This is a genomic window from Phycisphaerae bacterium (assembly GCA_035275405.1).
GTDB lineage: Bacteria > Planctomycetota > Phycisphaerae > UBA1845 > UTPLA1 > DATEMU01.
Window position 1 is genome coordinate 220,989 of the sequence record DATEMU010000001.1, and the last position, 14,302, is coordinate 235,290.

The following is a 14,302-nucleotide window of genomic DNA, read 5'->3' on the forward strand; positions in this document are numbered from 1 at the left end:
GCGTCTTCGGCCGGAATACGATCGTTTGTTCGTCATATTCGAACCCGCACTCCGGGCAACGATGCGCCGTCGGTAGGCCTTGGAGCGAGTACTTGCAGACGGGGCAATTCGCGAGAGGTGGGCGGAGGATCATGGTTCTTGAGTGACGTGGTCGCGCTAGAAACATCCCTGTGCGCGCTGTTAGTAAATTCAGTTCGACGGCTGAGTCGTAGTTCTTTCTTGATCCGCGAAACGCCATTTCTCCTCTGCATCTCGGCACTTCGGGCAAAAGCGAACCAGAGCCCGCATTGCAGGCCGCCCAACACAGCCTCCTCGATAGGACCTATTAGAGTTGGGGAATTCTCTAAACCTCGCATGAGTTTCTGACATTTCGGAAAGATCCACGCGGATCAGCCCGTACTCTATCGGAACAAAGTCATCCGGCATTAATTCGTCGTGGAGGCTGCACCGATCGGAGTACTTGTACCGATGATCTTCTTCAATCGCAGAGCACGGTAACTCCGGAATCGGCTTTGTGTCGACGCGAGAGTCTCGAAAGCAGAACGAGAATGTGCCCGGCTTGACTCGCGGTCGCAATACGAGTTCGTCTAATCGGCCAAGTAGACCAGAATCCAGGAGGATAACGGTGCGTGGATCGTCCGCGCGCCGCGACACCTTTAGCTGGCCCCGGAACGGGATGTGGACGAAGGTGTCGGGCAGAAGCAGGTCTCCCGGACAGACCTTGAACCATTCGCTATCGATCCGCGGGTTCGCCTCGTTCAACGAGCCTCGCACCTTCCCGCGGACTTCCAGCACCTCAAACGTGTTCAACGCGTTGGGTTGCGTCGTCGGTGATGGGTTTGGCGTTTCGCTTGGCGCTTTCTGCGATGTCGGTACTTTGCAGCCAAAAAGACAGGCCACAAACAACGGCAAGCAGGACAATAGGATTGGCAAATGTGCGTTCACAGCGATATGTCCTGTCCTGAGCGAACGCGAGGTCTTCTCATTGTAGCAGGGAAGTCAAGCTCGCCGCGCGGCTTTGATAAACCCCGCCACGCGCTTCGCATCCAGCGTTGCCGTCGTCACGCCGCCGCGCTTCAAGGACGTCCCCACGATCACGCCGTCCGCAATCTCCAGGTACTCGCCCACCGTCTCCGTCGTTACGCCCGAGCCGATCCACACCGGCACGCGCGGCACCGCCTCCTTGACCCTCCGCACCGCGTCCATATCCGTCGGCGAGCCGGTCGCCGCGCCGCTGACGATCAGGATGTCCGCGCCTCCGCGCCCCGCCGTTTCCTCGGCGGCCAGCGCGATATCCGGCTGGTTGATGGGCACGGCGTGCTTTACGTGGACGTCGGCCGCGATCCGCACGCCCGGCGCGAGCGCCGCCCGTTGCCGCGCCAGCTCATGCGCCCGGCCGGTGATTAGGCCCTGATCCGTCGCGTAAGTGCCGGAGAGGACGTTAACGCGGATGAACGCCGCGTCCGCCGCCGCGGCCACCGCAAGCCCCGCCAACCCGTCGTTGCGCAGCACATTGACCCCGACCGGCACGCCGCACGTGCACACGACGTGATCGACGACGATGCTCATGGCCGCGATCGTCTCCCGCGGCACGCAGTCCGCCGCGAACGGCGCGTCGCCGAAGTTCTCGACGATGACCGCGTCGAACCCGGCCCGCGCCAGCATCCGTGCCTCGTCCACCGCCCGCCGAATCGTCGCCGCCATCGGCCCCGCCTTCGGCGCGCCCGGAAGCGGCGAAAGGTGGACCATGCCGATCAGACGCAGTCGAGCGAGGTTAGTTTTTTTTGCCATTGCCTACCCGATAGTATTCGCAGGGACGCAGCCGCCGGCTCTTCGCCTCATTGACCGTGACCGTCGCCGGTTCTATTAAATGCTCGACGTGCGGACAATCCGCCGCGTGGTACTCGTGCGTATGCTTGCCGGTCACGACCTCCGCCGCGCCTTCGGGGCCGTCGAGTTTTTTCCATATCCCCCGACCGGCCCATGCCGCGTCGTCCTCGTGCTTGAGATAGTCGTCGAGCCGCTCGAATTCTATCGACCGATCGACCGCGGCCAGGCCCTCGTTGACCAGCGCGCCACCGAGGTCGGAATCCCCGCTGCTGATGGCGATGTAAGCGAGTGTTCGCCCCAGCCGGTCACGGCGCGGCTTCGCCTCGCGATCCTCGACGGGTATGAGCTGGAGCGTCCGGCCCTTGACTCGCTTTTCGATAAAGCGAATGGTCTCGTCGGCGAGGGATTGCCCCGATTGCGGTGCGGCGATGCCGAACAGCCGCGCTTTGTCGCCGTTATCCAGGAGCACCGTACCGCCGGTCAGGACCTTCTTGACGCGGACTTGGATGAGACTGCCGCCTGAGTTATCGACATTTTCCGGCTCCTCCGATTCCGCGGCGCTCGGACGCCTGGAATTGGCAGGGCGTTCGGTGTCCGACGGCCCAGCCGCTTTCTTTTTGGCACGCTCGTCCAATTTGGCACACGATTTGCACAGTCGCCGGCCCTCTTTTTTGGCCTCGCTCTCCGAGGCCCAGCGGACAATATTGTCGTCGTTGATATTCTTCGCGGCGGAGCAATCGTCGGGATGCGTGTGATAGACCTTGCCCTTTTTTGCGCCGACGACTCCATCGGCCTCCGCGCGAACCGTCGGCACGACGATCATGCCCAATGCGACCAGCCAACTCAGTCTTTTTAATGCCCTGCGCATCCACGCGCGTCGTGGAGTCATGACGAGCCCTCCTGCCGAAATCAGCGGTCGCCATGATAGGCGTGAGGCGTCGGAAATGGAATACTTTGCGGGACTGAAAAGGGGGCGTAAATCAGCCGCCGGCCTTGCGGAAAACCGCCACGACATCTTCGACCGGCACGACGAAGAGCTGGTTGTCGCCCTCGAAGTCGACGGGGATGGCGCGCTTGGGGTTGAACAGCACCCGGTCGTACTGCTTGATCGGAAAATCCTCGTCGCGATCCACCTGGCAGGACACCGCCACGATCCGGCCCGTGATCGTGGGAATCTCGATGTTGTCCGGCAGTTGAATCCCGCCCTTGGTCTGCTTCTTGTCGGCGTCCTTGCGGATCAGGACGCGCTTGCCGATCGGCTCGACGGTCTCGAGTTTGACGGGGCGGAGCTTGGTGTTTTCCTTTTCCATCAACGATATTGTATCGGCCGGTGGCGTGTTTTGCCATGATCGGCGCGAGGTGTCGAGTCTGTCGCGAGCCGTTATAATCGGAACCCTCTGGGGCGGGGATTCACTCATGTCCAAAACAGCCGCGGCTCGTGCGACGCTCGCCCTCTTTATCTTCGCCTTGCGCGCCGGCGGCCAGACTTTTCCCCAAGGGGTGGCGTGTGGCGACGTGACGGAGACCTCCGCCATTTGCTGGACGCGGGTTTCCCTCCCGGGGAGCGTCCGTATCGACATCGCCACCGACGATCAATTTCAACAGATCGTAGTTTCGAATCTGGTGCAGGCGTCCGATGATGCAGACCGGACCGTCCACCACGACGCTGTGGGCCTTTCGCCCGGGACGCGTTACTTCTATCGCTTCACCCACCTCGGCACCGACGAGACCAGCCCGCCGGGCACATTCAAGACTGCGCCGCAGGGCCCGACGTCCTTCCGTTTTGTCTATACCGGCGATTCCAACGCTGCCGACCAGCCGTTCCGCGTCCTCAGCCATGCCGCCGCCGAGCAAGCCGAATTGTGGTTTTGGGCCGGTGACACGGCGTACTGCGATGGCTCGGCAGGGGGGTTACCACCGGCGACCGACCTTGCCGGCTATCGCGCAAAGCACAGCCAGAACCGCGACGATCCGTTCTTGCAGGCGCTGATGGCCGCCGTGCCTGTGTGGGTGCAATGGGATGACCACGAAGTCGCCAATGACTACGACGGGGGGGACCTGGAGCCCCACATCACCCCGCAGCAGCGCGCTGACGCCTATCGCGCCTTCTTCGATTACATGCCGATCCGGCGGCAGGGGGTCGCTGACGATCCCGACCGCACCTACCGCTCGATCCGTTATGGCGATCTTGCCGAGTTCTTCATCCTCGACTGCCGCCAGTATCGTTCGCGTGATCTTTCGCGCGACGGTGGCGGAATCGACCCGCGAGCGTTCTTCCTCCCGACGCTCGAGATTGGCACCATCCTTCGACTCTCCGATCCGTCGCGAACGATGCTCGGCAAGAGGCAGCTCTCCTGGCTCAAGGACGGCTTGCAGCGCTCGACCGCGACGTGGAAGTTCGTGCTCAGCTCCTTGCCGTTCACGTCACTTCTCGTCATGCCCTACGATCGTTGGGACGGCTACGACGTCGAGCGTTACGACCTCCTGCGGTTCGTTGATGAGCAGGCCATTACCGGCGTCGTCCTTCTTTCCGCCGATATTCACGGGAACGTATACAATCCCGACGTCACCCATTTTCTCCGAAATACGCTGCAAGAAGGCTTCTCGCTGGGCTTCGTCATCCCGGAGTTCATCGCCGGTCCCATCGCCACCGAGTCCATCCGGCGTGAAATCGGACTCATCGGCCCGCTCCTCTTTGACACGGCCGTATCCGAATTCATCGCCACGCCGTTGTTTGATTTCGGCTTTGACTTTCTCATGAACACGATCATCGGCGAAAACAAACTGGCCTTTGTCGAGCCGGACCGGTTCGCCTACCTCGTCGTCGATGTCACCCCGGAGCAGTTGACTTTGACGCACCGCGGAGTCGTGGCGGATTCAAGCATCCACGACCCGCCGCTGGAGACGCTTCATCAAGTCGTGCTCGCGCCGCCCGGCCCGACGTCATGCTTCCCCGCACCGCTCTTGCCCACCTTTTGTTGCCTCATGCTCGCGCCGCTCGCCCGCACGCGCTGTAGGGCGGGCTCCGCCCGCCGTCGCGCGGCCCGAACCTTGCGACTCGTCGCCGATTCCGCTCAAATCTGACGAGTTCGAGCCGCCCACCCCGTTGCGGAGCAGGAAGAACGAATTTCCAGGGAGTCAGCATGTCCTTTTCGCGTGCGTCGGTTTTCTGCATTTTTTTGTTTCTTGGATTTGTCGGAATCGCGAACGCCGACTACGAGCCGCCCATCATCATCGCCAACGCCCGAGTCGTCGCCTCGCCCGATCGCGTTCTGGATCGCGGTTCCGTGCTTATTGTCAAAGGTCGCATCGCCGAGGTCGGCGCGTCAGTCGCCACTCCGCCCGACGCTCTGCAAATCGACGCCGAGGGCCTAGTTGTCTATCCGGGCTTCATCGATGCCAATACCCATGCGGGTCTCCCCTCGGTCGAACCCACTGACGAAGAACGCGCTCGTTGGGAAGATGAGAACCCCGATGTGCTGGAAAGCCCGCAATCGGCGACCGTCCAGGCTCATCGCCGTTTGATGCACCCTCACTGGCGATCCGAGGAATTGTACGACCCCAAGACGGCCAAGTCGGAGGATCACCGCGCCGCCGGTTTCACAACCGCCCTGGTTTCGCCGCAGCCCGCGATCTTTTCGGGTGCGAGTGCGGTCATCGAACTTGGCGATATGCCCGTCAGGCGCTCCGTCATAAAGGCCGGCTTCGCCCAGCATGCCGCCTTTGTCACAGGGGCGGATGCCGATCGCGGTCGGACGCGTCGCGAGCGCCGCGAGCGTCGCGAATTCGACATGCCCCAATACCCCACGACGACGATGGGCGCGATGGCGGCCTTCCGACAGGTCATGATGGACGCGCAGTGGCATCGCGATCTGCTGGAATGGAGCCGCCGCAACCCCAACGGCGAACGCCCCGCCATCGACGCAAACCTGGAGGCATTGTGGCCGCTGATCGATCCCGGCGCGCCGGGAATGCCGGTGGTCTTCATCGCCAATTCCGAGAATGAAATCCACCGCGCGTTGAACATGGCCGCCGAGTTCGGGTTGAAGCCCATTATCGCCGGCGCCCGCGAAGGCTGGAAAGCGGCTAAGCGACTCCATGATGAGAAGGTCCCGGTCATTGTCAGCCTGAAATGGACCGAGGAACCCAAGCGGCCCGGCGAAATGAAAGAAGACGAGTGGCCGCCGAAGGAACCGACCGAGCCGCGGCCGGAAAGTCTGCGCCCAATCTTTGACGAGACATGGGAGAAAAAAGCGTTCGAACCCGAGCGGCTCTTTCAGGAGCGCGTCCGGCTTTGGCAGGAAGAGGTGGACAACGCCAAACTTCTGCACGAGGCCGGCGTCGAATTCGCCATTGGTTCCTTCGAGATGAAGAGTACGGCCGACCTGATGAAGAACCTCCGCAAAGCGATCGCCCGGGGCCTGCCGGAGTCCGTCGCCCTCGCGGCCCTGACGCGGGATGCCGCCAAACTAATGGGGCTGTCGGATCAGCTCGGTGAGATCGCCCCGAACCATTTGGCCAATCTCACGATCCTCGACAAGCCGCTGGCCGACGAGAAGTCGAAGGTGCAACTCGTCTTTATCGAAGGCAAGCGCTTCGACCCGCTCCTCGCTCCCAAGCCCGACTTCAAGGGCCGCCGGCGCGACAGGGGCGGCCCAGCGTCATCCCAGCCCACAACGGCCGAGGCGGCCTCGCGGCCAACCTCTGCGCCCACGACCCAGAGAGTCGACTGGCCGTCCTTCGCCTGCGAAATCGAAGCGGATCGCAAGCCGAAGGTGCAGACCGGCGGCGACTTGCTCATCAAACATGCCACGCTCCTCACGATCACGCGCGGCGACGTGGTCGACACCGACATCATGATTCAGGATGGAAAGATTTCCGCCATCGGCCGCGGTCTCACGGCGCCGCCCGGCATGAAGTCGATCGACCTGACCGGCTACTGCGTCATGCCCGGCATCATCGATCCGCACTCGCACATGTGCAGCGACGGCGGTCTCAACGAATTCTCGCTCTCGGTCACACCGGAGGTCCGCGTCGGCGACGTCATTGACCCCAAGGATGTCTCCGCATTTCGCGCGCTGGCGGGAGGCGTTACGACGATCCACACGATGCACGGCTCTGCCAACACGATCGGCGGACAAAACGTCACGCTTCGCCTCAAGTACGGACGGCCCGCGGCGGAGTGGGTCTTTAAGGAGGCCCCCAAAACGGTCAAATTCGCCCTCGGCGAAAACGTCAAGCAGTCCAACTTCGGCCGCCGGGGCACACGCTTCCCCAACACGCGGATGGGCGTCGAGGCGGTTCTTCGCCGTTCCTTCGACGCTGCCCGTAAGTACAAGGCCGATTGGGCCAGGTATGAAAAGGAAAAAGCCGCCGGCAAGAATCCTCGCCCGGTACGTCGCGATCTTCGCCTCGACGCGCTCGCCGCGATTCATGACGGCGCGATTTGGGTCCATTGCCATTGTTATCGCGCCGACGAAATCCTGCGGCTTCTGGCTGTCGCGGAGGAATACGGATTTCGAATTGCCGTCCTGCAGCACATCCTCGAAGGCTATCGCATCATTCCCGAGATCGTCCGCCACGGTTGCGGCGCTTCGACCTTCTCTGACTGGTGGGCCTACAAAATCGAGGCCTACGACGCCATCCCCCACAACGCATCGCGTATGACGCAGGGTGGTGTGAATGCCACCGTCAACTCCGACTCGCCCGAACTCGTCCGCCACTTGAACTTCGAGGCCGCCAAATCCCTCCACTACGGCGGTCTGTCCGCCAACGATGCGCTGAAGCTCTGCACGCTCAACGGTGCGATTCAATTGGGGGTCGACAAGTACGTCGGTTCCATCGAACCCGGCAAGTTCGCCGACCTGGCGATCTTCGAGGGTCATCCGCTCGATACTTTCTCGAAATGCATCCTGACGCTCATTGACGGTGAAATCTACTTCCAGCACGAATCACTGGATTTCGAAAAGCCCGCGCCGCCGCTCGCCGCCCGGTCTTTTGGTTCGCCGCCGCCGCTCATCGACGTGCCCTCCTCGCAAAACAGCGAATATTGGATCGTCGAGGCGACCATCCATCCGGTGACGGGTCCGGCGATTTCAAACGGTCGCATCGTTATCAAAGACGGACTCATCAAGGAAATCGGTCCCAATGATGGTCGGGCGGCTCCTTCGAAGGCGGCCGTCGTGAGCGCAAAGGGCCTCCACGTTTTTCCCGGCCTCATCAACGCCGACACCACGCTGGGCCTGATGGAAATTGAATCCGTCGCCGGGACGATGGACGAGCAGGAGATCGGCGATTTCCAGCCGGACCTGGCCGTTCTCTCCGCGTACAACCCCTTTGCCAGCGCGATCGAAGTCGCGCGATGCGATGGCGTTACCAGCGCCCTCATCGCGCCCGGTGTCGGCACGATCGGCGGACGGGCAGGCTTCGTGCGGCTCGACGGATGGTCGATGCCCGAGGCCGCTGTTGCTTCGCCGCTCGGCCTTTGCGTCGCGCTCCCTTCGCTGCCTATCCGCTTCCCCGACGACCTCGAAGAAGACCGTAAGAAGGAACAGATCGACGAGTATCGCAAGAAGCTCGCCAAGATCGAAGACTTTTTCCGCAAGGCCTCTCGTTACGCCAAGGCCGTCGCCGCGGCGGGCGGTAATGCCGAAAAAATGCCGGAGTTTGACCGCCGTCTCGACGCCATGATCCCCTTCGTCCGCAGCGAGGCCCCGGTCCTCTTCCGCGCCGATAGTTACAAGCAGATCAAGGAGGCCCTTCACTTCGCCGAGCATTACCAACTGAAGCCCGTCATCCGCGGCGGTCGCGAGGCATGGAAACTCGCCGACGAGCTCTCCGAGAAGAAAATCGACGTGATCCTTGGCCGGACCACGAGCTACCTCGGCGACAGGTTTGAGCCCTGGGACAGCGTCTATCGCGCCCCGGCCATTCTCCACCGGCACGGAATCCGCTTCTGCATCACGACCGGCGACGCCACGCTCGCCAAGCACGTCGGCATCGAGGCCGGCTTTGCCGTGTCGCATGGCCTCTCCGAGGCCGCCGCGCTCGCGTCGGTCACGATCGTGCCGGCGCGAATCCTCGGAGTGGGCGACCGCTATGGCAGCCTCGAAGTCGGCAAGGTCGCCGATGTCATTGTGACGACCGACACGCCCCTCCAAGCCTCCACCGTAGTCGTTGCCGAATTCATCGCCGGTCGCCCCATCGACCTCTCCAGCAAGCATTCGCGTACCGACGACAAGTTCCGGGCTCGCCCCCAACCAAAACTTGCGCCGGAATCACCCCTCCGAGGCCCTCCGGCGATGCGGGCGGCACGTTAGTTTCCCATCCCAAACCGTGACCATATGGCGATTCAAAAGGTGCTTGACAACCTCCGGGGCCTCTGTTCCGATAGTACGCAGTTTTAGAGGGCACGACCGCCGATCTTTTCCAGGAGCATCCTTTCCCCACTAGCTGCGGCCGCTCGGCCGACGGATCCCCCCAAAAAAATCGCCGGATCGCCACTCGCGAGGGATTATCCCATGGAGTACACCGACAAAACCCTGATCTGCGTCGATTGCAACGCGGAGTTTATCCATTCCGCCGACGATCAGGCGCGCTATGCCGAGCGCGGTTTCACCAACGAGCCCAAGCGCTGTCGCGCCTGCCGTGAGAAGCGGAAGACGATGGGTGGCGGCGGAGGGGGGGGTGGGGGTGGCGGCGGACGACGCGGTGGCGGCGGTGGTGGGGGCGGCCGCGGTGGATACGGTGGCGGCGGCGGCGCGCGTCCCCCTCGACAGATGTTTCAAGTGACCTGCTCGGAGTGTGGTCAGCCGACCGAGGTGCCGTTCAAGCCCACCGAGGGCCGGCCGGTCTATTGCCGCAATTGTTACCAATCGCACAAGGGCAGCGCCGGCACGTTTGATTAAGGTCGGCGGTTAATACCATCGGTACGGTCACCGAGCGGCGCTGATCGGCGCCTGTGATGTGGCGCGCAGATCCAAAAGCGCCATCTCGACATGGTTGCGCGCCAGCAGTCGTCCGCCAACGAGCGCGAAATTGTTCCACGTCCGATCGTTAAACACCCGCATCGATCCCTTCTCGCGGTGTTCCGCAGGCGTCGCCTCGACCAGCGCAAGTCGGCCGTCGTCGCTCATCACGATCAAATGGCCCTGCGCGAGAACGACGGATCCGTACCCATATTTGCCGCCTTTCCAGGGCCGCTCGCCGGTCTCTAGTTCCACGCAGCACAGCACGCCTTCGTCGAGCCCGTAGGCGAATCCGCCACTCACGACCGACGAGTTGAACTTGTTTTTCATCCTTGTATTGGACCAGATTTCGCGCGCCTGAAGCTTGCCGTTTGCCGCCTCGATCTTGATCACCGCGCTCCCTTTGCCGTAGCCCGACGAGAGGAAAATGCGATCCCCCCCGACCTCCAGCGGTTGGGAGCAGTTGATCCCCATGCTCGTGTCCCACGGATGGCTCCAGAGAATTTCGCCCGACGCCGGGTCGAGCCCATTCAATGCCGCCGCCGCGAGATTGAGCACCTGACGCCGCCCGGCGAGGGTGACCACCGCGAGCGAGCTGTATGCCTGTAGGCCGGCCCTCGCGTTCCAGACCGGATCGCCGGTCGCTGCGTCATAAGCCAGGACCGACGGATCGGCTTTTCCGGAGTTCGTCACCAGCACTTTTCCGTCGATCACCAGCGGCGAACACGCCAGTCCCCAGGACAGATTCTCTTGCTTGAACTCCTGAAGAATGTTCCGCTTCCACACGACTCGTCCGTCCGCGGCTTCAAGGCAGTACAAATGGCCCTCCGCCCCCAGCGAATACACGCGCTCGCCCGCCAGTGTCGGCGTGGCGCGCGGGCCGTCTCCCCCAAGCGTCTCTTCAAACGACGCTTCATACTCCTGCACCCAAAGTTCCCGCCCGGTCGCCAGTTCATAACACGTGACAGCCTCCTTATCGCGGCGTTGTTCTATCGTGTAGGCCCGTCCGCCTCCCACGACAAAACTCGCATAGCCACCGCCGATCGGCTGCCGCCAGAGTTCGCGCGGGGGGCAGGCCTTCCAGTCCAATTGCAGGTCGAAGGCGTCGTAAACCCCGTCGCGCCGCGGCCCGCGAAAATCGGGCCACGAGAGTTTGGCCTCCTCGGGAGCGATTTGCAGGACGTAGGGTGCGCTACCTCTTTGCGCGCGGCGATGTTTCTCCAACGCGCTGGGACGTGTGAGCCTTCCGAAGTCCAGAGAAAAATCCCGCAGGCTGCGCATCCCGCCCTCAAAATCCCAAAGCGGTTTAAGGGCCAGCAGTGCGACAAGGCCGAAAGCGGGCGCCATGACGACGACTCCGGCAGCCTTTCGCCACCGTGCAGCTCGTGGGTGTCGAATCAGCAGAACGACGCCTAGTGGATAGAGCAGCAGCAGCAAAAGGAATATTACCCAACGCTGCTCGTGCCATGCGGCGCTGGGCGGTGTGGCGCCGTCGAAGTGGTGGTGCGGCTTTTCTTGAGGTTGATTCGCGTTCGTCATGAATTTCTACTGCGTATCAATCACCAGCCCGTCGTACGAAAGAGCCATCCCCTTGGGCAGTTCCCGATTTGTCTCTTCGTGTGGCAGTTCATGGGCGATGTGCGTGAAATACGTCTGTCGCGCAAGGATCCGCCGGGCGTGATCCACAGCCTGTTCGAGATTGAAATGCGTCGGGTGCGGTCGCTTGCGAAGCGCGTCCAGAATGAGCACGTCCAGCCCCGAAAGCAGCCCCCACGATTCCTGCGGAATCTCACTCACGTCCGTGCAATAAGCGAAACTACCCACGCGAAAACCAAGGACCGGCATTCGTCCGTGCAAAAGCGGAATCGGCGTGATCGTCTGACCGCCGATGTCCAGCGGCCCGTCGATCTCGCGTAGCTCCAACCGCGGCTTCGCCGACGGATACTCCGCATCGTCCTCGAATACATAGGCAAACATCGTCCGCAGCCGCTCAAGCGTTGCGGGTTGACCGTAACAGGGAATCGCCGCCTCCTGAAGCCAATTGAACCGCCGCAAATCATCCAATCCTGCCAGGTGATCGATGTGATGATGCGTGTAGAGCACGGCATCCACCCGCCGCACGTTGTTCGCCAGGCATTGCAGCCGCAATTCGGGCGACGTATCGACCAGCAATGTCGTCGCATCGTATTGAATTAGGATGCTGGGCCGCGTCCGCCGGTCGCGCGGGTCGGCCGACGTGCAAACCGCACAGTCGCAGGCGATCATCGGGACCCCGTGCGAGGTGCCCGAACCGAGAACCGTGATGGTGAAAGCGCCCGCCATTACCGGACGGGATTATATGGGGATTTATCGATGCGGATAACGCGAATTGTCCGAGGCGGCGAGGTCTTCTATTCCCGGAAAATCGCTTCCGTAGATGCCACCTGTTCGGGCAGCTTCGCCGCCGCCTCGTCGACCGCCGCCTGATTCAGATGCAGCGCCGACAGCATTTCGCTATCGAATTCGTCCTGCGCACCCGTCGCCGAGAATCCGATCCCTGCCCGGCAGGCGAGGGTGTCTGCTACGTGCACCAGCGTCGCCAGCTCGCGATTGACCGGGGCCAGGTCCATCGGCTTGTGGTGGTAGCCGATGGCCGTGCACAGGTTCATGGGGAAGCGCCATTTCGTCCCCAGCGCCATCCCAAACGCCTGATGGTCCGCCCCGATGATCTCCTGCTCCAGTTCGCAGAAGTTCTTGCCTTCCTTCGCATTGCGCTGGATGACTTCTTCCAGCTTCTTGCCGAAGACTTGTCGCTCGACCAAGAGACCCAGATCGTGAATCAGCCCCGCCAGGAAGCTTTCTTCCATGGGCGGCCGGCCCTGCGCGGCACTCAGCAGACGGGAACCCACACCCACGGCGATGCTGTGGCGCCACACTTCCTGCCCGCTGAAGCCGTCGATCGCCCCGCCGGCGTTGAACAAGTGGGACATCGAGGCCGCGATGGAAATATTCTTCACCGCCGACAGGCCCAGAAGCACAATCGCGCGATCGATGCTCGATATCTGCCCCGGCAATCCATAAAAAGCGGAGTTGACCACCTTCAGAAGCCGCGTCGACAGCGCCGGATCGTTGCGGATCACTTCGTGCAGGTCCCGCGCCGTCGATTTCGGGTTCTCAACGATCTGGATGATCTTGATCGTCACTTCGGGGAGCGTCGCGATCTCGCCTAGGTCGGCGATCGCCGTGGCGATCAGCTTGTCCGCCTCGCTCTTGCCCTTGGTCAGTGTCGTCATCATGTTCGTGCTCCCTGTGCGCGGCCGATGGCCGCGGGCTGTTTGTCGTGTTCAGGGAATATCGGTATCAGGGGTGAGGCGATTCAGATGTTGCGCCCGCCCAGGCCGGATTCGGCTAATGAAGCATCGCCCAGGACAGTCGCGTGTCAGCGGGAATATCGGTCTTGGCCACGCGGCCGAGAAGCGTGGTCCATTGAGCCGGCTCGATGCCGCCGGCCGGCCGGCGAATGGCGAGCACGTCGGAGGTCAATCGCTTGCCGGCGGGAATATGGGTCGCGGCCACGACGCTGCCTCGCGCGAGTTCGCGGACCTGCCGCTCCGCGCTACAGCAGCGTATGTTGCCATCGCCGAGTGACTGATACGCCTGGCGGGCTGCCGCGACATACCTGGAGAAGGGTTCGGGCTCCAGGGAGAAGAAGTGGTCGGGCCCGGCCGCACGGCGATCGAGCGTGAGGTGCTTTTCAAGCACCGCCGCGCCCACTGCGACGGCGACGGCGCCGATGTCCGGGCTGGCAGTGTGATCGCTGAAGCCGACGGGGACGGCGAAGCGGTCCGCGAGCGTCCGGATGCAGCGCAGCCGCGCGTCGGCCGGTGGCGTCGGGTAAGACGATACGCAGTGCAGGAGGACCAGCCGATCCGTCGCACCGCGTTGGAAGAGCGTCTCGACGGCGGCATCCACTTCCGCCAGCTCGCTCGCGCCGGTCGAGAGGATCATCGGCCGGCCGGTATCGGCCGCCGCCGCGAGCAGGGGCACATTGACCAGATCCGGCGAGGCGATCTTGATCGCGGGCACGCCCAGATCGCAGAGCATTCGCAACTCGTCAAGGCCGAACGGCGTCGCCAGGAATGCCACTCCCGCCGCATCCGCGTGTTTCTTGAGGGCCGCGAAATCATCGCGGCGAAGTTCAAGCCGGCGGAGCAACTCACGTTGGCTGCCAGATTGCGCCCGCGCTTGCTGATAGTCGCACAGCGGGGCATCGGCGGCGACCAGCCGGTCCGCGCAGAATGCCTGGAACTTAACAGCGTCGGCCCCAGCCTCGCGCGCCGCGTCGATGAGGCGGTGCGCGGCATCGACGCTTCCATTATGGTTGACACCCGCCTCGGCGATAATGAAAACGCCGTGCTCTTCGCCGACAAGCCGCCCTCCTATCCTCACTGTTGGCCGTTTCTCCATGTCCGAATCATCGACCTCCAAGGGGATGGTGCTTGATTGCCCCATCGGCGAGAATATGG

10 protein-coding genes are annotated in these 14,302 nt (G+C 62.7%); 3 read left to right on the forward strand and 7 right to left on the reverse strand.

Annotation, left to right across the window (positions count from 1 at the left end; genetic code table 11):
* Positions 1-999 precede the first annotated feature (999 nt).
* The 3 genes from VJZ71_00870 to VJZ71_00880 form a co-directional block, all read right to left on the reverse strand.
* On the reverse strand, positions 1,000-1,791 hold the full coding sequence (locus tag VJZ71_00870; protein HKQ46602.1) for a BtpA/SgcQ family protein: 792 nt from the start codon (positions 1,789-1,791) through the stop codon (positions 1,000-1,002).
* Positions 1,775-2,719, reverse strand: a complete 945-nt coding sequence (locus VJZ71_00875; protein HKQ46603.1) for a thermonuclease family protein — start codon at positions 2,717-2,719, stop codon at positions 1,775-1,777. Before VJZ71_00875 ends, VJZ71_00870 begins: the two co-directional genes overlap by 17 nt.
* A 91-nt stretch (positions 2,720-2,810) precedes the next feature.
* Complete coding sequence (locus VJZ71_00880) at positions 2,811-3,140, reverse strand: co-chaperone GroES (GenBank protein ID HKQ46604.1); 330 nt, start codon at positions 3,138-3,140, stop codon at positions 2,811-2,813.
* 106 nt (positions 3,141-3,246) lie between these two features.
* Between VJZ71_00880 and VJZ71_00885 the strand changes: the two genes are divergently transcribed.
* The 3 genes from VJZ71_00885 to VJZ71_00895 all read left to right on the forward strand — a co-directional run bounded on the left by VJZ71_00885 (position 3,247) and on the right by VJZ71_00895 (position 9,737).
* A complete protein-coding gene (locus tag VJZ71_00885) occupies positions 3,247-4,914 on the forward strand; it encodes an alkaline phosphatase D family protein (GenBank protein HKQ46605.1) in 1,668 nt (555 codons plus the stop codon).
* A gap of 59 nt (positions 4,915-4,973) precedes the next feature.
* Positions 4,974-9,149 (forward strand): amidohydrolase family protein, encoded by a 4,176-nt coding sequence (locus tag VJZ71_00890; GenBank protein ID HKQ46606.1) that lies wholly within the window; start codon positions 4,974-4,976, stop codon positions 9,147-9,149.
* Positions 9,150-9,350: 201 nt separating this feature from the next.
* Positions 9,351-9,737, forward strand: a complete 387-nt coding sequence (locus VJZ71_00895) for a CxxC-x17-CxxC domain-containing protein (GenBank protein HKQ46607.1) — start codon at positions 9,351-9,353, stop codon at positions 9,735-9,737.
* 27 nt (positions 9,738-9,764) lie between these two features.
* On the opposite strand, the gene VJZ71_00900 is transcribed toward VJZ71_00895, so the two are convergent.
* From VJZ71_00900 to VJZ71_00915, 4 genes are all read right to left on the reverse strand, one after another.
* On the reverse strand, positions 9,765-11,336 hold the full coding sequence (locus tag VJZ71_00900; GenBank protein ID HKQ46608.1) for a PQQ-binding-like beta-propeller repeat protein: 1,572 nt from the start codon (positions 11,334-11,336) through the stop codon (positions 9,765-9,767).
* Positions 11,337-11,342: 6 nt separating this feature from the next.
* The gene (locus VJZ71_00905; protein HKQ46609.1) at positions 11,343-12,119 is read right to left on the reverse strand and encodes an MBL fold metallo-hydrolase; all 777 of its coding nucleotides are present in this window, start codon (positions 12,117-12,119) and stop codon (positions 11,343-11,345) included.
* A 68-nt stretch (positions 12,120-12,187) separates the two neighbouring features.
* Positions 12,188-13,072, reverse strand: a complete 885-nt coding sequence (locus VJZ71_00910) for an HDOD domain-containing protein (GenBank protein ID HKQ46610.1) — start codon at positions 13,070-13,072, stop codon at positions 12,188-12,190.
* A 112-nt stretch (positions 13,073-13,184) separates the two neighbouring features.
* Positions 13,185-14,243 (reverse strand): N-acetylneuraminate synthase family protein, encoded by a 1,059-nt coding sequence (locus tag VJZ71_00915; GenBank protein ID HKQ46611.1) that lies wholly within the window; start codon positions 14,241-14,243, stop codon positions 13,185-13,187.
* Positions 14,244-14,302: the final 59 nt, after the last annotated feature.

What these genes read in the sequence shown, in the direction of transcription:
- VJZ71_00885 (HKQ46605.1), top strand. Translation starts at nt 3,247, where the DNA reads ATGTCCAAAACAGCCGCGGCTCGTGCGACGCTCGCCCTCTTTATCTTC.
- VJZ71_00900 (HKQ46608.1), bottom strand. Translation starts at nt 11,336, where the DNA reads ATGACGAACGCGAATCAACCTCAAGAAAAGCCGCACCACCACTTCGAC.
- VJZ71_00915 (HKQ46611.1), bottom strand. Translation starts at nt 14,243, where the DNA reads ATGGAGAAACGGCCAACAGTGAGGATAGGAGGGCGGCTTGTCGGCGAA.
- VJZ71_00875 (HKQ46603.1), bottom strand. Translation starts at nt 2,719, where the DNA reads ATGACTCCACGACGCGCGTGGATGCGCAGGGCATTAAAAAGACTGAGT.
- VJZ71_00870 (HKQ46602.1), bottom strand. Translation starts at nt 1,791, where the DNA reads ATGGCAAAAAAAACTAACCTCGCTCGACTGCGTCTGATCGGCATGGTC.
- VJZ71_00890 (HKQ46606.1), top strand. Translation starts at nt 4,974, where the DNA reads ATGTCCTTTTCGCGTGCGTCGGTTTTCTGCATTTTTTTGTTTCTTGGA.
- VJZ71_00895 (HKQ46607.1), top strand. Translation starts at nt 9,351, where the DNA reads ATGGAGTACACCGACAAAACCCTGATCTGCGTCGATTGCAACGCGGAG.
- VJZ71_00910 (HKQ46610.1), bottom strand. Translation starts at nt 13,072, where the DNA reads ATGATGACGACACTGACCAAGGGCAAGAGCGAGGCGGACAAGCTGATC.
- VJZ71_00905 (HKQ46609.1), bottom strand. Translation starts at nt 12,119, where the DNA reads ATGGCGGGCGCTTTCACCATCACGGTTCTCGGTTCGGGCACCTCGCAC.
- VJZ71_00880 (HKQ46604.1), bottom strand. Translation starts at nt 3,140, where the DNA reads ATGGAAAAGGAAAACACCAAGCTCCGCCCCGTCAAACTCGAGACCGTC.